Below are 16,877 nucleotides of genomic sequence, written 5' to 3'. Positions count from 1 at the left end.
GGGCGTGATTCCGCCATGGCTTGTCAGCTCCCCGTGTTCCACGCTTATCCAAGATCACCCGCCAACCAACAACCTCCAAACTAAGCCCAAGCCCCCGACAAAGGCTTCCCGGGCCCAGCGGGCCTGAAAAATGTTCAGGGCAAGGCGCGCGGGCGCAGACAGTACGCATGTACGGCAAGCCCAAGCAACGCAGCCCTGGACATTTTCTCAGGCTCGCGACCCAGGCCCTCACTTCAACAAAAACTACTGAACACTAGAAAGATAGCGCGCCAGCTGTGCAAAGGTAGCCTTGAACCCTTCCGTCATTGACACATGCCCCTCCACAAAAGTCTTATGCTGTTCGTCTGTGGCTCGATGCGGCGTCGAGCGCAACGTCATGGTCGTCTTGCCATTCTCTTCCGTGAGCGTCATGGTATTAAACGATTCAAGAGGCCAGGTCGCGCTGGCCGGATGCTGCACCGGATTGCCCTGCTGATCGGCAAACGACAGGATGGAAACGATACGCTCCGGGGCATCAATCTGCTGGTAAGTAAACTTGCCCCACATCTCATAACCATTATCGGCCCGCATGCCGTAGTGAAAAATCCCGCCCGGTTTCAACTCCAGCGCCAGCACGCTGAGGGTAAATCCGGCCGGCCCCCACCATTGCGCCAGGCGTTCCGGCTCCACCCATGATTGAAACACCAGTTCGCGCGGGGCGTCGAAAGTCTGGCTGATGACAAAGTCGCTACTGTCGCGGTACTGTCCTTGCTGGTTTGCCGTACTCATGCTGTCTCCCTGTGTTGGTTGGTCCTGGTCCCGGCACCTAATGTAGCAGCGGCGCCCAAAAACAGGAAGGCCCGCACGCGGTGTAAAACGGCATGCTAGAATATTAGTTCGAAACCTAACTATTAGACGACTCACCTTATGATCTCTATCGAAGAGCGCTTCTCGACCGCGCTCCACCGGACGGCGCGGGGCTGGCGCAATGCCATCGACCGGCGCCTGAAAGACCTGGACCTGGGGCAAGCCAGCTGGATGACCATTGCCATGATCGCCAAATCGGCCCAGCCCCCCTCGCAAAGCGAGCTGGCGCAGCAGCTGGGCGTGGAAAACCCCACCATGGTGTCGATGCTGGATCGGCTCGTGAAATCGGGCTTCGTGTTGCGCCAGCAATCGGAAACCGACCGCCGGGTCAAGCTGGTGGTGCTGACGGAATCGGGCACGCGCGTGTATGACACGGTGCGCAAGGAAGCCGAGGGGTTCCGCAAAGAATTGCTGCAAGGCATAGATCCTGAGCAACTGCGGATCGCCACGGAGCTGCTGGAAACCTTGCAGTGCATGACGGAGCTGGGCGGGCCAGAGGGCGGGTGTGCCTGATGAGCTCTGCTTCTGCCAGTAGTAACACTGCCCTGCCCGCTTCGCAGGACCCGACCTTGAACCGGCGCATGATCACCATTTCGATCATGCTCGCCACCATCATCCAGGCGCTCGACGGCACCATCGCCAACGTGGCGCTGCCGCATATGCAAGGCAGCCTGTCTGCCTCGCAAGACCAGATCACCTGGGTATTGACTTCCTTTATCGTTGCCGCCGCCATCGCCACGCCGCTCACGGGATGGTTGTGCGACCGCTTTGGCCAAAAGAATACCTTCCTCGTTTCCGTTGCCGGTTTCACGATTGCCTCGGTGCTGTGCGGCCTGTCGGGCACCTTGTCGGAAATCGTCGCCGCCCGCCTGTTGCAGGGCGTGTTCGGCGCGGCGCTGGTGCCGCTGTCGCAAGCGGTGCTGCTCGACATCAATCCGCGCGAGAAACACGGCTCGGCCATGGCCATCTGGGGCATGGGCGTGATGATCGGCCCCATCCTGGGGCCCACCCTGGGCGGCTGGCTGACGGACAGCTATAGCTGGCGCTGGGTGTTTTTCATCAACATCCCGATTGGCGCGATGGCTTTTTATGGCATCTGGCGCTATATCCGCAAAGATGCGCCCAAGGGCCGCATGAGCTTTGACATGTTCGGTTTCGCCACCCTGAGCCTGGCCATCGGCGCGCTGCAGATGCTGCTGGACCGGGGCGAGCAGAATGACTGGTTTTCTTCGACGGAAACGTGGATCGAAGCCATCGTGCTGGCCATGAGCTTGTGCTATTTCATCGCCCACACAGCGCTGCGCCCGGCCGGCAAGTCTTTCCTCGACTACCGGCTGCTGAAAAACTCGAACTATGTCAGCGGCTTGCTGTTCATCTTTATCGTCGGCCTGGTGCTGTTCGCCACCCGCGCTTTGACGCCATCGATGCTGCAAGGCTTGATGGGCTATCCAGCGGCGATTGCCGGCCTGGTCACGGCGCCCAGCGGCCTGGGCACGATGATGGCGATGCTGGTGGTCGGCAAGGTGACGGGCAAGATCGATACCCGCATGCTGCTGGCGGCGGGCTTTTCGATTACCGCGTTTTCTCTGTGGCAAATGGCTAATTTCACCCTGACCCTGGTGCCCAGCACGGTGGTGTGGAACGGCATTATCCAGGGCATCGGCCTGGGCCTGGTGTTCGTGCCGCTGAGCGCGGCCACGTTTGCCACTTTGTCGCCAGAGATGCGCGCCGAAGGCACGGCGATCTACAGCCTGGTGCGCAATATCGGCAGCAGTATCGGTATTGCGCTGGTGCAAACCCTGCTGGTGCGCAACACGCAAATCGCCCATGCCTCGCTGACGGAACACATCACGATCGCCAATCCGGCCCTGCAAGATCCGGGCATTGCCAGCGTGTTTAACCTGAGCACCGCTACCGGCATGGCGGCCCTGAATAATGAAATCACGCGGCAGGCGTCGATGATTGCCTACCTCGATGACTTCTGGATGATGATGTGGCTGACCATCCTCGTCCTGCCGCTGCTGTTACTGATCCGTCCCCCAAAGAAAAATGCGCCTGTCGTGGTAGACCACGCGGCCATGGAGTAAGCACCATGCAAAAAGAAACGATGAAATTTTCACTGACCGTACTGGCATTCAGCCTGGCCCTGGCCGGCTGCGCCAGCATTCCGCCCGATACGCAAGTGTTGCCGCAGCAAGACCTGGCCAAGGTGCAGCTGGCGGCCGATATCCACCTGGCCAGCGAAGGCTGGCCCGCCGCCCAGTGGTGGCGCCAGTTCCAGGACGATCAGCTGGACGGCTTGATCGGCCAGGCGCTGGCTGCCAGCCCCAGCCTGGACGTGGCCAATGCGCGCATCAATTCGGCCCAGGCCGCGTTCGACTACCAGCATGCCGACCGCGACGCCAACGTCAGCTTGACGGCCAACGCCAACCGCCAGCGCTATTCGGGCAATGGCCTGTTCCCCGCCCCCATCGGCGGCAGCTACTACTCGGAAGAAACAGTCGGCATGCAAGCCCATTACGACCTGGACTGGTGGGGCAAGCACAAGGCGCAAATCGCTTCGGCGCTGGGCGAAGTCAATGCGCGCCGCGCCGAATTCGCCATGTCGGAACAGATGCTGGCCGCCGAAATCGCCAAGCACTATTTCAGCATCCAGACCAACTGGGCGCGCATGGATAACCTGCATGCGCTGGTGAAACTGCAGCAAGACCTGGTGGCCGACAAGGAAAAGCGCATCGCCAACGGCCTGGGCGTGAACGATGAACACCTGTCGGCGCAAACCCGCTTGAGCTTGATACAGCAGCAGATCGCCTTGCTGGAAACGCAGATCATCACCGAGCGCGAAGCCATCCGCGCGCTGCTGGGCGCCGACAGCACCGCGCTGGCCAATTTGCAGCCGCGCCAGGCTGCGGCATTACCGCACGCCATGCCAGGCAAGCTGGGCATGGAATTGCTTGCGCGCCGGCCCGACTTGCAGGCGGCCCGCTGGCGGGTGCAAGCTTCCATGAGCCGCATCGATGCCGCCAAGGCCGCGTTTTATCCCGATATCGACCTGGGCGCCTCGTTTGGCCTCGATGCCGTCAAACTGGGCAAGCTGCTGGAGTCTGGCAGCCGCACCCTGTTTATCGGCCCCGCCTTGTCGCTACCGCTGTTCGATGCCGGCCGGCTGCAGGCGCAGTTGGGGGGCGCGCGCACGGAACGCAACGAACTGATCGCCGATTACAACCAGAGCGTGTTCAACGTGGTGCGCGACGTGGCCCAGGCCGGCGCCAAGCTACAGGGCGTGGATAGCCAGCTGCGCCTGCAAGAGGAAAACATGCGCACCAGCGAAAAACAATTGAGCAACGCCAATGCCCGTCTGAAACAGGGCCTGGCCGACCGCGCCACCCAGCTGAGTGCGGAAATGACCGTACGCTTCCAGCAAGACTTGTTGATGCAATTACAACAACAGCGGCAAAACGCGGAAATCAGCCTGAACCTGGCCCTCGGTGGCGGCTACCGGGGCGCCAGCGATTTTCCGGACACCAGCACGGCAGCAGCATCCTCGACAGCTTCACACTAAACATTGCAGACTAGAGAATTCATCATGAGCAACGATAACAATAGCAATACCGCTTCCGATACGCCTGTTGAAGGCAATAACAAACGCAAGAAAGTCTTGCTGGGCATCACCGGCCTGTTCGTGCTGGCGGGCCTGGGCTGGGCCGGCTACTACAAGCTGGTGCTGTCGAAGGAAGAACAAACGGACAACGCCTACGTGGGCGGCAACCTGGTCACCCTGTCGTCGCAAGTGACGGGCAACGTCAATGAAATCCGCGCCGACGAAACGCAAATGGTGCAGGCCGGCGCCCCGCTGATCACCCTGGACGGCATCGACGCCGACCTGGCGCTGAGCCAGGCCCAGGCACGCCTGGGCAATGTGGTGCGCCAGGAGCGCGAGCGCTATACGGGCGTGGCGCAATACGACGCCGTGGTCGAACAGCGCCGCCTGGCGCTGGCTACGGCGCAGGGCAACCTGGCCCGCCGCGCGCCGCTGGCAGCCGACCATACGATTTCCGGCGAAGACCTGGCGCATGCCAAACAAGCCGTGGATGACGCCAGGGCTGCCTTGACGGTGGCCCAGCGCCAGGCCGATTCCATGCGCGCCGGCGTGGCGGGCGTGCTGCTGGCCAGCCACCCGGCCGTGCTGTCGGCAAAGGATGATCTGGTGCAAGCCTGGCTGGCCGTGCGCCGCAACGCCGTCATCGCGCCCGTGTCAGGTTATGTGGCCAAGCGCAATGTGCAGCTGGGCAGCCATGTCACGCCAGGCACGCCGCTGATGTCCATCGTGCCGCTGGACCAGCTGTGGGTCGACGCCAACTTCAAGGAATCGGAATTGCGCAATATCCGCGTGGGCCAGGCCGCCACCATCGAGACCGACCTGTACGGCAGCAAGGTGGTGTACCACGGCAAGGTGCAAGGCATGTCGGCCGGCACCGGCAGCGCGTTTTCCCTGCTGCCGGCGCAAAACGCCACCGGCAACTGGATCAAGGTGGTGCAGCGCGTGCCGGTGCGCATCGCGCTCGATCCGAAGGAACTGGCCGCCCACCCGCTGCGCATCGGCCTGTCGACCACCGTCACGGTCGACACCAGCCATGGCGAGGGCGCCACCCTGGACCAGCCGATGGTAGCGGCTACCGTGTACACGACCAAGGCCTTGAGCCAGCCGGTGGATGAGGCGGTGAAAATGGCGGATACGATTATTGCGCAGAACCTCGCGCATTGAACCATCCATTGAACTCAAACGACATCCGGGGTCAGACCCGTCGGGTCTGACCCCAGCCTTACTTTGCCACATAGGCGGACGCTACCTGATCGAGTACTCCACAGTCCTTACTTCGCCTTCCCCGCCGCCGCCACCTGCTCCAATATATGCTTGGGCACGGCCGCATAATGCTTGAACTCCATGGTGTAGGTCGCCCTGCCCTGCGTCAATGAACGCAGGGTGGTCGAATAGCCGAACATTTCAGCCAGTGGCACCAGGGCGCGCACGATGCGGCCGGTGCCGCCGGGGATGTCGTCCACGCCCTGCACCATGCCGCGCCGCGCCGTCAGGTCGCCCATCACGTTGCCCATGAAGTCTTCCGGCGTTTCCGCCTCGACCTGCATCATCGGTTCCAGCAACACGGGCGCCGCCTTGCGCATGCCATCCTTGAAGGCGATGGAACCGGCCATGCGGAACGCGTTTTCATTCGAATCAACATCGTGGTAGGAGCCGAACGTCAAGGTTGCCTTCACGTCCACCACCGGATAACCGGCCAGCACGCCTGATTTCAGGGTTTCCAGGATGCCTTTATCCACGGCCGGGATGAATTCACGGGGCACCACGCCGCCCTTGATGGCGTCGACAAACTGGTAGCCCGTCCCCGGCTCCAGCGGTTCGAGCTTGAGCACCACGTGGCCGTACTGGCCCCGCCCGCCCGATTGCTTGACGAACTTGCCTTCGATATCTTCCACCGTGCGCGTGATGGTTTCGCGGTAGGCCACCTGCGGCTTGCCCACGTTGGCCTCGACGCCAAATTCGCGCCGCATGCGGTCGACCAGGATTTCCAGGTGCAGCTCGCCCATGCCCGACATGATGGTCTGGCCCGACTCTTCATCGGTATGCACCTTGAACGACGGGTCTTCCTGCGCCAGCCGGTTCAGGGCGATGCCCATCTTTTCCTGGTCCGGCTTGGTTTTAGGCTCGACCGCCTGCGAGATCACGGGTTCCGGGAAAATCATCTTTTCCAGCACGATGATGTGATCGATCGCGCACAGGGTATCGCCCGTGGTCACTGCTTTCAGGCCCACGGCGGCGGCAATGTCGCCCGCATACACTTCCTTGATTTCCTTGCGTTCATTCGCATGCATCTGCAGGATGCGCCCCAGCCGCTCGCGCGCGCTCTTGGTGGGGTTGTAGACCATGTCGCCCGAGTTCACCACACCCGAATACACGCGGAAAAACGTCAGCTGGCCCACGAACGGGTCGGTCATGATCTTGAAGGCCAGCGCCGAAAAGTGTTCATCGTCGGCCGGATGGCGCTCCACCTCGTTGTCGTGTTCATCGTGGCCCATGATGGGCGGCACTTCCAGCGGCGACGGCAGGTATTCGATGACGGCGTCCAGCATCGCCTGCACGCCCTTGTTTTTAAAGGCGCTGCCGCACAGCATGGGCACGATTTCATTGCGGATGGTGCGCGCGCGCAAGGCTTGCTTGAGCTCCGCTTCCGTAAAGCTGTCGCCATTCAGGTAGCGCTCCGTCAATTCCGGCGTGGCTTCGGCCGCCTGCTCGACCAGGTTGTCGTGCCACTGCTGCGCCTCTTCCTGCAGGGCGGCGGGGATGTCGCCATAGCTGAACTGCACGCCCTGGCTGGCGTCGTCCCAGGTAATCGCGCGCATTTTGACCAGGTCGATCACGCCCGTAAAATGGTCTTCGGCGCCGATCGGCAGCTGGATAGGCACGGCCACGCCTTTCAGGCGGTCGCGGATCTGCTGGCGCACGCGCAGGAAATCGGCGCCCACCCGGTCCATCTTGTTGATGAAGGCGATGCGCGGCACATGGTATTTATTGGCTTGCCGCCACACGGTTTCCGATTGCGGCTGCACGCCGCCCACCGCGTCATACACCATCACGGCGCCGTCGAGCACGCGCATCGAGCGCTCCACCTCGATGGTGAAATCCACGTGGCCCGGCGTATCGATAATGTTGATGCGATGTTCGGGGAAATTGCCGGCCATGCCTTTCCAGAAGGCGGTGGTGGCGGCCGAGGTAATCGTGATGCCCCGCTCCTGCTCCTGCTCCATCCAGTCCATGGTGGCGGCGCCGTTATGCACCTCGCCTATTTTATGGTTCACGCCGGTATAGAACAGGATACGCTCGGTAGTGGTGGTCTTGCCGGCGTCGATGTGGGCGCTGATGCCAATGTTGCGGTAGCGCTCGATAGGTGTTTTGCGGGTCATCACAATCTCCATTGCTAGCCATGGTGCACGCGACGTCAGGCGGGAAATGCCCGGAGCACGTGTCGTTTTTTCAGTGTAGCAGACATCGATTTCACAGGTGTGACAGGGCCGATTTCGGGTGCGCTCGAAGCGGGATGGGCCGCGCACGCTAGCTGAGCAGGAAAAAAAGGGTTTCCGCTATACTTTCCATGCACAAGTAACAAAACTTTGATCAGCATCAATGATCGGTTTCACTGCTGTCGTCCCCTCCCTGCTATGGCGCCTATGAAAATTGAAATAAGAAACATCATCCTGACTACCTTGCTGGCCTCGCCAGCATTTGCCATGGCCGGCGAACTGGAACAACAGATGCAGCGCTGCGCCGTGCTCGGCGACGCCAGCGCCCGCCTCGGCTGTTTTGACACACTGGCCAAGGCCGTCGAAGAAGCAACGATCGCCAATGGCGGCAATCCGCAAGCCACGGCGGCCACCTTGGCAGTGGCCGCCGCTTCGACCACCGGTTCCGCCACCAATCCGGCCGCCATCGTCACGCCGGACGCCGTCAACGCCGCCATCCCTGTCGTGGCCCAGGCCGGCGCAGCGCCGCCGGAAGCGCCGATCTCGCGCCTGACGCAATTATGGGAACTCGATGACGCTTCCAAGCGGGGCCTGTTCAATTTCCGCCCCCATCGCGACAATTACCTGTTGCTGGCCAATTACAGCACCTCCTCGAACGATGAACCGTTCAAGGACTTCACTCCGGGCGGCATCAAGAGCCAGCACGTGGAGCTGACGTACCAGCTGAGCTTCAAGATGAAGATGATGGAAGACATCGCCGGCACGCCGATCGATATGTGGTTTGGCTACACGCAGCAAAGTTTCTGGCAAGCCTATAACCGCAAGGAATCGAGCCCTTTCCGCGAAACCAACTACCAGCCGGAAGTCATGCTGGTCATGCCGATCAACAAATCACTGGCGGGGCTGGACTTCAAATACCTGAACCTGGGCCTGGTGCACCAGTCCAACGGCCAGACCTCGACCCTGTCGCGCAGCTGGAACCGGCTGTATGCGGAACTGGGCATGGAACATGAAAATGTGGCGGTTGCCGCGCGCATCTGGCGCCGCCTCGACAACGGCGTAAAGGACAATGACAATCTCGACATCGTCGACTACATGGGCCATGGCGACGTGAAGGTCAGCTACCGCAACGACGGCCATGAATTCTCCGTCACGGCGCGGCGCAACTTCAGCAAGCGCCACGGCTCCGTGCAGGCAGGCTGGGCTTTCCCGCTGAAAGCCAACCTGAAAGGTTATCTGCAACTGTTTTCAGGGTATGGACAAAGCCTGATCGACTATAACTACTCGCAGAAATCGCTGGGCGGCGGGTTCCTGGTGGACTTCTAGACGTAAAAATGGCGCCGACGGCGCCATTTTTTATGGAGAAAATTTACAACACCTAACAAAACCGTAGCGAGCGGAAGGGAGAGGTGACTAAGAAGCGCAACCGTACGAAGGTACGGTGAGCATCGCAGGTCGCCTATACCGACGCGTAGTAGGTTTGGTTAGGTGTCCTTAACGTCGGCCGCCACCCAGCACACGGGCTGGCAACATGACGATAGCGCGCAGCAACTCAAACACGCCTTCCACGCCGATGCCGATCAATCGAAATGGCAGCAGCACCAGCCAGGCCAGCGGATACAGCACCAGGGCAAGCAAGGCCAGCGGCCAGCACACCATCAACAACAGCAGCCACAGCACGAATCCCAGCATCACACTCTCCCATTTCCAAAAATTAATGAGCGGGGCAAGCTGTCTGGCTCATCCCGCTACTGTGAGCACACTATATAAAAGCGCTGCGACGACAACAATCGCCATGCGACGAACTGCATGCAGACGGGATGAACGGGATTAAAGCTGGAATGAGCTGCGCACAACTACAACGTTACAACATCTGACAAAACCGGCGCGCAGCAGGTTTTGACAGATGTTCCTATTGGCCGACGCAGATGATCTTGGTGACGTATTCGTGCGCGTTCGGCTTCTTGCTGGTGGCCCATTTGATGGCCTGGTTGGCGTCGGCGATGGTCATCACCGTGGCCTTGTCTTTTGACTTGATGAAGGACACGCCTTCAAACACGCCTTCCTTGCTGCGCATTACCTTGGCAAACACGGGCGGCTTGGTCTCGCCGTCGCTGATTTTGTTTTGCTGCACGAGGTAACGCTGATCGATCTGTTCCATGATAGTAAAGCTGTTCAGTGATAAAGCACGCAATATACTCTGAATGGACAAAGGCCGCAGGAGGAAATGCCTGCGGCCTTGTCTAAAAAACCAGCCTGTCAGTCTGTTAATGCATCAGGCATAGACGGGATTGTGCACCGCCGGCTGCAGGCTGGCGTCATACACCACCTGGGCTTGCATCGATGCTTCCAGCGAAGGAATCGAACCACCGGCGCGGTACTGGAAACGCACTTGCAGCACATCACCGGCTTTCACGGCGATTGGCGTGGCCAGCGGCAAGCACATATAGTGGTTGAGCCAGTCGATGGTGGTCGAACGCTCGGGCACCACGGCCAGGATATTCTTGGTGACGAAACGCAAGGCATTCAACGTGCCGCTGCGCTCGACCACGAACTTGCCATCGAAGCCGAATACGCCATCGACCGGCTGCGTGAAGTCGATGATGCTGTAGACGGACGGCGGCGCCAGTTCCAGCACGCCGGGGTGGATCGCCGTGGTTTCCTGGAATTGCACGATGGGCGCATGGAAACCTTCGAAATCGTATTCCTGCTGCATCGGCTGCACGGCCATGATCACCGCTTCCGGCAAGAACAAGGGCAGCGGGCCGCCAAAGCGCGCCAGGTAGCGGCGCTTGAACGATTCGATCACTTCCACCTGCTTTTCACGCAACATGCCCACATGAATCATTTCGCAAATGACCACATCGACCGGTTCGGGCGGCAGATACTCAAATGCATCCGCATGCACGACTTCGACTTTTTCACCGTTGGGGTTGAGCGCCAGCATCTTGCGCGCTTCTTTCACCATGTCCGGATTGAACTCCACGCACCACACCTTGTCCGCCTTTGCCGCCGCAAACCAGGACAGCACGCCCGTACCGCCGCCCAGTTCCAGCACCTTCATGCCCGGCTTGACCGCATAATCGATGGCCGACTTGAAGCCATGCATGCGGTTCTGGTCCATCAGCATATTGTGGTGGTAATGCACGGGGATAAATTGCCCCAGATAACAACTTTCAATTTCTCGTTCATTCAGCATATCTGTCCTCTTGGAGCCTGGCTCCGATGGCCGATCAATTTTGTCGTTCCAGAAAGCAGTGAGATCGCAGGGGCTGCGTGAGGGGCGGCGACAAAACAGCCGGCGCCTGACGTGCGTATTGTGTGCCATGCGAAAGATCTCCCGATTAATGCGACGAGATCATTATCGTTAATCAGGAGCAAGGACAAAGGGCTGAGATGAGAGGCAATTCCATGCCACTTCCAGCGCTGGCATGGAAACCATTAGTAACGATGCAATTACTTGTCTTGTTACTTGCGGGCTGCGCGCGCCTGTTGCGCCGCCTTGATCATGGCCGCCACGCGGGGCTTGTCCGCCGCCAGCGCAAACTGGTCGGCAGTCCAGCCATGGTCGCTCTTCAGGCTGGGGTCGGCGCCCCAGGACAGCAGCAGCCTGACCGCCTCTTCCTGTCCTTCGCGGGCGGCAAACATCAGCGGCGTGATATTGGTGGTGGCGCGCGCATCGACCGCGGCCTGGCGGTCGAATAAAATCTTCATGATCGGCAAGTCGCCGGCCGAGGCCGCATAGTGCAAGGCCGTCCAGCCAGGCTGGTTGACCTTGGCGCCTTTGGCCAGCAAGGCTTCCACCAGCGCCTGCTTGTGCCGGTAGGCCGCCAGCATCAAGGCTGTATTGCCATTTGCAGCCGGGGTTTCCAGGTTGATGCCGGGCGTATTCAGCAAAACCTGGAAGACCTTGTCGGCATCATCGCGCACGGCCAGCACCAGCGCGGGTTCATCGTACACCGTGGAGATCAGGTTGGGATCGATGCCGTCGGCCAGCATATCGCGCACGCCGTTGGCATTGTCGACCGACACGGCGCGGAAGAAGGACACGGGATCGGGCGCTGCCTGGACAACCGTTGCGGAGACCATCAAGGTGGCCGCGATGGCCGTGCGCAGAGCTCGATTTAACATGAAATAATCACCGTACCTGATTGAATAATTTGAAGAAATTCTCAGTCGTCTGCTCTGCCACCTGGGCCAGCGGGATGCCTTTCAGGGTCGACAGATACTCGGCCACATGGGCCACATAACCGGGTTCGTTCATGCGGCCACGGAACGGCACGGGCGCCAGGTAAGGCGAGTCCGTCTCGATCAGGATGCGTTCGAGCGGCACTTCCAGCGCGACGGCCTGCAAGTCCTTGGCGCTCTTGAACGTGACGATACCGGAAAACGAAATATAAAAGCCCATCTCGATGGCCGCTTTCGCCACTTCCAGGGATTCGGTGAAGCAATGCATGACGCCAGCCACGCCGCCGTCCGCCACGCCGGCGCCCTCTTCGCGCATGATGCGGATGGTGTCTTCGCTGGCTGCCCTTGTGTGAATAATCAAGGGCTTGCGCGTGATTCTTGAAGCTTTGATGTGCGTGCGAAAACGCTCGCGCTGCCACTCCAGGTCACCGGTCAAACGGAAATAATCGAGGCCCGTCTCGCCGATGGCGATGATTTTCGGATGGTCGGCCAGGCGCACCAGGTCTTCCACGGACGGTTCAGGCGTATCCTCGTAATCGGGATGCACGCCGACGGACGCAAAAATATGCGGATACTGTTCGGCCAGCGCCAGCACCTGCGGAAAGTCCGGCAAGTCGACCGACACGCACAAGGCGTGCGTCACCTTGTTCTCGGCCATCTTGGCAAGAATCTCGGGCATGCGAGCAGCCAGCTCGGGGAAATTGATATGGCAATGGGAATCGATATACATAAGGCAGGATTGTACCGGAGGGCGGGGAAACTGGCTTACCTTCCTCTATCTTATTGCCGATAGGTATAGATCTCGATTTTTTGCGCCGGACAATCTCACCGTTCGCGGTCAATCTCGCCCAGTTAGCGTCATTTTTACTCCAAAAGCAAACCCTGGGGTCAGGCGGGGACGCCGAGTTCGGCCGGGGCCTGACCCCGGCACTGCTAGCCCTACGCGGCTATTGCCCCTGCGGCGGTTGCCACAATTCAACCTTGTTACCCTCGGGATCAATAACCCAGCCGAACTGGCCGTATTCCGAATCGGGCGCCTTGTCCAGCACGGTGCAGCCTTCGTCGCGCAAGGCTTGCAGCAAGGCATCGAGGTCATCGACGCGGTAGTTGATCATGAAGGACGCCTTGCCGGGGGCGAATTGCTCGCGATCCCCGCCCACCGACCAGATGGTGCTGCCGCCGGCATCATTCCAGGAAAACGCGGCACCGCCCCAGGCTTGCACGTCGATGCCGAGGTGGCGCTGATACCAGGCGCGCAGCGCAGCCGGGTCTTGTGCGTGGAAGAAAATGCCGCCGATGCCAGTGACGCGTTTCATGTGATCTCCGTTCAAGACAGTTGCCTGCACTGTAGCACGCCCGGCTTGCTTAGCCTACCCGCTTGCCCAGGATAATCAGGTCACGCTCGACGCCGTCCAGGTTCGCCACTTTTGGCAGGTTGGCCCAGATCTCGAAACCAAACTTCTTGAACAAACCCAGGCTGGGGGCGTTGTGGCCGAAGATAAAACCCAGCACCGTATGCACGCCCACCGAGGGTGCGTGGGCGATCGCCTGCGTCAGGCCGTAAGCGCCGATGCCCTTGCCGCGCGCCGCTTCGGCGATGTAGACAGACAACTCGGCCGTGCCCGAATACGCCGGGCGGCCATAGAAGTTGGAGTACGACAACCAGCCCAAAGGCACAGGCTCAGGCGAGGTATCGTCGGCCGCTTCGATGATCCACAGCGGACGGCGCTCGGGCGTATGCTCATGGAACCAGGCCAGGCGCGACTCGACCGTGACGGGCTCCGTATCGGCCGTCACTTCGCGCGAAGCGATCGTGGTGTTGTAGATGGCGACGATGGCAGGCAGGTCGGCAAGCGTGGCGATGCGGTGACGGTAGCTCATGTTATGGATGAAGTGATGGGTTTAAATAATTGATTTCACTGACAATTTGAGGCGTAATCGAGCAGCATGTCTTCCAGGAACAGCTTCGGCGACAAAGGGTGCTCGGCAATCGCGCGGCGTTCGTTGGCGGCCTTGATGGCGGCCATTAACTTGCTGACATGGATGCGTGCGGCCAGGGCTTCCAGCTCGCGCCGGTGGCGCGGGTAATAGCGGATGGCGCCCGACAGCTTGATCGAAAACAGATCATACAGCCAGCGCTGCAGGGACGCGACCAGGGGCGCCAGCGGTGCTTTCTGCAATTTGTCCGCCGCCTTCAACGCTGCTTCCACGCCGGGGTGCGCCAGCACCTGCAACAGCTGTTCCGTCTCTTCGCGGCCGCCCGATTCGGACTGGGCCAGGGCTGCCAGCGGTGCGCCGCCCTGCTCGCGCAGCCAGCTGTCGGCATCGTTCAAGCCTTGTCCCTTGAGCCAGGCCAGCGCCTGTTCGTGGCTGGGCATCGGCAAGGCAAACTTGCGGCAACGCGATAATATCGTCGGCAGCAAACGGTCCAGGCTGTTCGATGCCAGCAGGAACAAGGTGCCCGGCGGCGGTTCTTCCAGGGTTTTCAGCAAGGCGTTCGAGGCCGGCGTATTGAGCGCCTCGGCCGGATACAGCACCACCACCCGCAAGCCCTGGCGGTGGGTGGAAATATTCATGAAATCGGCCAGATTGCGGATCTGCTCGATCTTGATGTCTTTCGATGGCGTCTTGCTCTTGGCCGCCTTCTTGGCGCCTTCGCCCTCGCCTTCGCCCTCATCGGCGACCTCGTCTTCCAGCGCTTCCGGACGCACCCGGCGGTAGTCGGGATGGTTGCCCTGGCTAAACCAGCCGCAGGAAGCGCAGGCGCCGCAGGCATGGCCATCGGCACGCACGTTTTCGCACAGCAGCGCTTGCGCAAAGAGCTCGATAAAGTCTGCCTTGCCGATGCCTTGCGCGCCATGGAACAGGATGGCGTGCGGCATGCGCGGGCGCAAGGCCTGCAATTGCTGCCACGCATCCTGCTGCCATGGGTAAAGTTGACTAGTCATTATATTCTTTGTAAATCAGTTACTTGCCAGGCTTTGTTCAAGCAGATTATCCAGCAGTTGCGCGAGTTGCAGCTGGATATCGGCGATACTTTGCGTGGAATCGATGATGCGGAAACGTTCAGGAAACTGCGCGGCGCGGCGCAGGTATTCATTGCGCGTGGCGGCAAAGAAGTCGGCCTGCTCCTGCTCGAATTTATCCAGCGCGCGGGTAGCGTCCAGGCGTGCACGGGCCACGGCCAGCGGCACGTCGAACAGGAAAGTGAGATCCGGCTGCAGCTGCGGATGGACCCACGCTTCCAGTGCTTCCATCTTGCTGATATTCAAACCACGGCCACCGCCCTGGTAGGCAAAGCTGGCGTCCGTGAAACGGTCGGAAATGACCCACTCGCCACGCTCCAGGGCTGGCGCGATCACTTGCGCGATATGTTCGCGACGGCTGGCGAACATCAGCAAGGCTTCCGTTTCCAGGTGCATTTTTTCATGCAGCAGCAGTTCGCGCAGTTTTTCACCAAGCTGGGTGCCGCCCGGTTCCCGCGAGGAAACCAGTTCGATACCGCGCTGGCGCAGGTAGTCGGTCACAAAACCGATATGCGTGGACTTGCCCGCGCCGTCGATGCCTTCGAAGGTGATGAAGCGGGCTTGATGTTGTTGTGTCATGAAACGTCTTTACTAATAATAAGAAGCGATGTTAGCGCTGGTACTGGTTCACGGCGCGGTTGTGGTCCGGCAAATTGGCCGAGAACTGGCTGGTGCCATCACCGCGCGCCACGAAATACAGCGCTTGCGTGCGGGCCGGCGCCAGCGCTGCCGTCAGCGATTGCGCGCCCGGCAAGGCGATCGGCGTGGGCGGCAAGCCGCCGCGCGTATAGGTATTGTACGGGGTGTCCGCTTCCAGGTCGCGTTTGCGGATCTTGCCCTGGTATTTGTCGCCCATGCCATAGATCACGGTCGGGTCGGTCTGCAGCAGCATGCCTGTTTTCAGGCGGTTGACGAACACGCCGGCAATCATGGCCCGCTCGGATTTCTGCCCCGTTTCCTTTTCCACGATGGACGCCATGATCAGCGCCTGGTAGGGATTTTTGTATGGCAAGGCCGGATCGCGCTTGTCCCACGCTTCCATCAGCCGGCCGATCATCGCCACGTGGGCTTGCTTGAAGATCTGCATCTCGCTGGCGCCCTTGGCAAACAGATAGGTGTCCGGGAAGAACAAGCCTTCCGGCTGCGGATATTCGGGGCTGATTTTCGACATCAGTTCCGTATCGCTCAGCGTTTCCGTATCGTGCTTCAGGCCAGGATGGTTGGCCATCGCCAGCCGCATCTGCTTGAAAGTCCAGCCTTCGATGATGGTCAGCGATTCCTGTGCGAATTCTCCGCGCGCCAGCTGCGTGATCAGGCGCTGCGGCGTGGTGCCCGGTTTCAGCTCGTAGGAACCCGCCTTGATTTTCGAGGTCTTGCCTTCCAGGCGCGCCAGCAGGTTGAACAGGATAGGCGTGATGGGCACGCCGGCGTCCGCCATCTGCTGTCCCGCCGCATGCGCGCCGCTACCGGGCGTGATCGCAAACGGGATCGCATCGCCTTCGGTGGTGATCGGTTGCTGCGCCCAATACACAAAACCGCCACCAGCACCGATGGCGACAATCACTGAACTGACTACCAGGTTTTTAAAGAAAGCCATTGTTCCAATTCTTGTTATGCGAGTTATTCCATCCCATCCAAAGATGGCTGATACTCAACTTCGTTTAAGCAAACACTTGATCGTACATTTGTGAATAAAAGCACCGTAAAAAACAGCAATTCTTGCCAGTGCCAACGCGATTTTCGCGACATCACTATAATGAACCCGTAATGATAATGCTT

General features: G+C 60.2%; 17 protein-coding genes. 5 read left to right on the top strand and 12 right to left on the bottom strand.

Going from position 1 to position 16,877, the window contains the following annotated elements:
• Positions 1-243 precede the first annotated feature (243 nt).
• On the bottom strand, positions 244-768 hold the full coding sequence (locus ACL9RI_RS21530) for an SRPBCC family protein (protein WP_422728535.1): 525 nt from the start codon (positions 766-768) through the stop codon (positions 244-246).
• A gap of 138 nt (positions 769-906) precedes the next feature.
• Here ACL9RI_RS21530 and ACL9RI_RS21525 point away from each other — a divergent pair, with 138 nt between their 5' ends.
• From ACL9RI_RS21525 to ACL9RI_RS21510, 4 genes are read left to right on the top strand one after another with little or no spacing between them, the layout of a single operon-like run.
• Entirely contained in the window at positions 907-1,359 is a 453-nt protein-coding gene (locus ACL9RI_RS21525; RefSeq protein WP_422728534.1) for a MarR family winged helix-turn-helix transcriptional regulator, read from the top strand.
• Positions 1,359-2,933, top strand: a complete 1,575-nt coding sequence (locus ACL9RI_RS21520; protein ID WP_422728533.1) for a DHA2 family efflux MFS transporter permease subunit — start codon at positions 1,359-1,361, stop codon at positions 2,931-2,933. The genes ACL9RI_RS21525 and ACL9RI_RS21520 overlap by 1 nt, the downstream gene beginning before the upstream one ends.
• A gap of 5 nt (positions 2,934-2,938) precedes the next feature.
• Complete coding sequence (locus ACL9RI_RS21515; protein ID WP_422728532.1) at positions 2,939-4,408, top strand: efflux transporter outer membrane subunit; 1,470 nt, start codon at positions 2,939-2,941, stop codon at positions 4,406-4,408.
• A gap of 24 nt (positions 4,409-4,432) precedes the next feature.
• Positions 4,433-5,611, top strand: coding sequence for an HlyD family efflux transporter periplasmic adaptor subunit (locus ACL9RI_RS21510; RefSeq protein WP_422728531.1), 1,179 nt, complete (start codon positions 4,433-4,435; stop codon positions 5,609-5,611).
• 107 nt (positions 5,612-5,718) lie between these two features.
• Here the strand turns inward: ACL9RI_RS21510 and fusA are convergent, their stop codons facing one another.
• Positions 5,719-7,827, bottom strand: a complete 2,109-nt coding sequence (gene fusA / locus ACL9RI_RS21505; protein WP_422728530.1) for an elongation factor G — start codon at positions 7,825-7,827, stop codon at positions 5,719-5,721.
• Between the two features lie 264 nt (positions 7,828-8,091).
• Between fusA and ACL9RI_RS21500 the strand changes: the two genes are divergently transcribed.
• Positions 8,092-9,210: a phospholipase A gene (locus ACL9RI_RS21500; protein WP_422728529.1), complete on the top strand. Its 1,119-nt coding sequence runs from the start codon at positions 8,092-8,094 to the stop codon at positions 9,208-9,210.
• A gap of 168 nt (positions 9,211-9,378) precedes the next feature.
• Here the strand turns inward: ACL9RI_RS21500 and ACL9RI_RS21495 are convergent, their stop codons facing one another.
• The 10 genes from ACL9RI_RS21495 to mltG all read right to left on the bottom strand — a co-directional run bounded on the left by ACL9RI_RS21495 (position 9,379) and on the right by mltG (position 16,695).
• On the bottom strand, positions 9,379-9,576 hold the full coding sequence (locus tag ACL9RI_RS21495) for a hypothetical protein (RefSeq protein ID WP_422728528.1): 198 nt from the start codon (positions 9,574-9,576) through the stop codon (positions 9,379-9,381).
• A 220-nt stretch (positions 9,577-9,796) separates the two neighbouring features.
• Positions 9,797-10,045: a hypothetical protein gene (locus ACL9RI_RS21490; RefSeq protein WP_422728527.1), complete on the bottom strand. Its 249-nt coding sequence runs from the start codon at positions 10,043-10,045 to the stop codon at positions 9,797-9,799.
• Between the two features lie 114 nt (positions 10,046-10,159).
• Entirely contained in the window at positions 10,160-11,083 is a 924-nt protein-coding gene (locus tag ACL9RI_RS21485) for a methyltransferase domain-containing protein (RefSeq protein WP_422728526.1), read from the bottom strand.
• A gap of 269 nt (positions 11,084-11,352) precedes the next feature.
• Complete coding sequence (locus ACL9RI_RS21480) at positions 11,353-12,015, bottom strand: ankyrin repeat domain-containing protein (protein ID WP_422728525.1); 663 nt, start codon at positions 12,013-12,015, stop codon at positions 11,353-11,355.
• A 7-nt stretch (positions 12,016-12,022) separates the two neighbouring features.
• The gene (locus ACL9RI_RS21475; RefSeq protein WP_422728524.1) at positions 12,023-12,802 is read right to left on the bottom strand and encodes a TatD family hydrolase; all 780 of its coding nucleotides are present in this window, start codon (positions 12,800-12,802) and stop codon (positions 12,023-12,025) included.
• A 217-nt stretch (positions 12,803-13,019) separates the two neighbouring features.
• On the bottom strand, positions 13,020-13,388 hold the full coding sequence (locus ACL9RI_RS21470) for a VOC family protein (RefSeq protein WP_422728523.1): 369 nt from the start codon (positions 13,386-13,388) through the stop codon (positions 13,020-13,022).
• Between the two features lie 49 nt (positions 13,389-13,437).
• On the bottom strand, positions 13,438-13,953 hold the full coding sequence (locus ACL9RI_RS21465; protein ID WP_422728522.1) for a GNAT family N-acetyltransferase: 516 nt from the start codon (positions 13,951-13,953) through the stop codon (positions 13,438-13,440).
• Positions 13,954-13,988: 35 nt separating this feature from the next.
• On the bottom strand, positions 13,989-15,020 hold the full coding sequence (locus ACL9RI_RS21460; protein ID WP_422728521.1) for a DNA polymerase III subunit delta': 1,032 nt from the start codon (positions 15,018-15,020) through the stop codon (positions 13,989-13,991).
• Positions 15,021-15,035: 15 nt separating this feature from the next.
• Positions 15,036-15,677 carry a dTMP kinase gene (tmk, locus tag ACL9RI_RS21455; protein ID WP_422728520.1) on the bottom strand — a complete coding sequence of 214 codons (642 nt, stop codon included), beginning with the start codon at positions 15,675-15,677 and terminating at the stop codon, positions 15,036-15,038.
• 31 nt (positions 15,678-15,708) lie between these two features.
• Positions 15,709-16,695 carry an endolytic transglycosylase MltG gene (gene mltG / locus ACL9RI_RS21450; protein ID WP_422728519.1) on the bottom strand — a complete coding sequence of 329 codons (987 nt, stop codon included), beginning with the start codon at positions 16,693-16,695 and terminating at the stop codon, positions 15,709-15,711.
• Positions 16,696-16,877 lie beyond the last annotated feature (182 nt).

Origin of the sequence: Janthinobacterium sp. Mn2066 (genome assembly GCF_049319705.1) — a bacterium.
GTDB lineage: Bacteria > Pseudomonadota > Gammaproteobacteria > Burkholderiales > Burkholderiaceae_D > Janthinobacterium.
Note: the sequence above shows the minus strand (reverse complement) of the source record. Positions and strands in the feature narration are given on the sequence as shown.

Bases quoted from the DNA above. Each gene is read 5' to 3' on its own strand.
- ACL9RI_RS21530 (WP_422728535.1), bottom strand. From the start codon at position 768: ATGAGTACGGCAAACCAGCAAGGACAGTACCGCGACAGTAGCGACTTT.
- ACL9RI_RS21525 (WP_422728534.1), top strand. From the start codon at position 907: ATGATCTCTATCGAAGAGCGCTTCTCGACCGCGCTCCACCGGACGGCG.
- ACL9RI_RS21520 (WP_422728533.1), top strand. From the start codon at position 1,359: ATGAGCTCTGCTTCTGCCAGTAGTAACACTGCCCTGCCCGCTTCGCAG.
- ACL9RI_RS21515 (WP_422728532.1), top strand. From the start codon at position 2,939: ATGCAAAAAGAAACGATGAAATTTTCACTGACCGTACTGGCATTCAGC.
- ACL9RI_RS21510 (WP_422728531.1), top strand. From the start codon at position 4,433: ATGAGCAACGATAACAATAGCAATACCGCTTCCGATACGCCTGTTGAA.
- fusA (WP_422728530.1), bottom strand. From the start codon at position 7,827: ATGACCCGCAAAACACCTATCGAGCGCTACCGCAACATTGGCATCAGC.
- ACL9RI_RS21500 (WP_422728529.1), top strand. From the start codon at position 8,092: ATGAAAATTGAAATAAGAAACATCATCCTGACTACCTTGCTGGCCTCG.
- ACL9RI_RS21495 (WP_422728528.1), bottom strand. From the start codon at position 9,576: ATGCTGGGATTCGTGCTGTGGCTGCTGTTGTTGATGGTGTGCTGGCCG.
- ACL9RI_RS21490 (WP_422728527.1), bottom strand. From the start codon at position 10,045: ATGGAACAGATCGATCAGCGTTACCTCGTGCAGCAAAACAAAATCAGC.
- ACL9RI_RS21485 (WP_422728526.1), bottom strand. From the start codon at position 11,083: ATGCTGAATGAACGAGAAATTGAAAGTTGTTATCTGGGGCAATTTATC.
- ACL9RI_RS21480 (WP_422728525.1), bottom strand. From the start codon at position 12,015: ATGTTAAATCGAGCTCTGCGCACGGCCATCGCGGCCACCTTGATGGTC.
- ACL9RI_RS21475 (WP_422728524.1), bottom strand. From the start codon at position 12,802: ATGTATATCGATTCCCATTGCCATATCAATTTCCCCGAGCTGGCTGCT.
- ACL9RI_RS21470 (WP_422728523.1), bottom strand. From the start codon at position 13,388: ATGAAACGCGTCACTGGCATCGGCGGCATTTTCTTCCACGCACAAGAC.
- ACL9RI_RS21465 (WP_422728522.1), bottom strand. From the start codon at position 13,953: ATGAGCTACCGTCACCGCATCGCCACGCTTGCCGACCTGCCTGCCATC.
- ACL9RI_RS21460 (WP_422728521.1), bottom strand. From the start codon at position 15,020: ATGACTAGTCAACTTTACCCATGGCAGCAGGATGCGTGGCAGCAATTG.
- tmk (WP_422728520.1), bottom strand. From the start codon at position 15,677: ATGACACAACAACATCAAGCCCGCTTCATCACCTTCGAAGGCATCGAC.
- mltG (WP_422728519.1), bottom strand. From the start codon at position 16,695: ATGGCTTTCTTTAAAAACCTGGTAGTCAGTTCAGTGATTGTCGCCATC.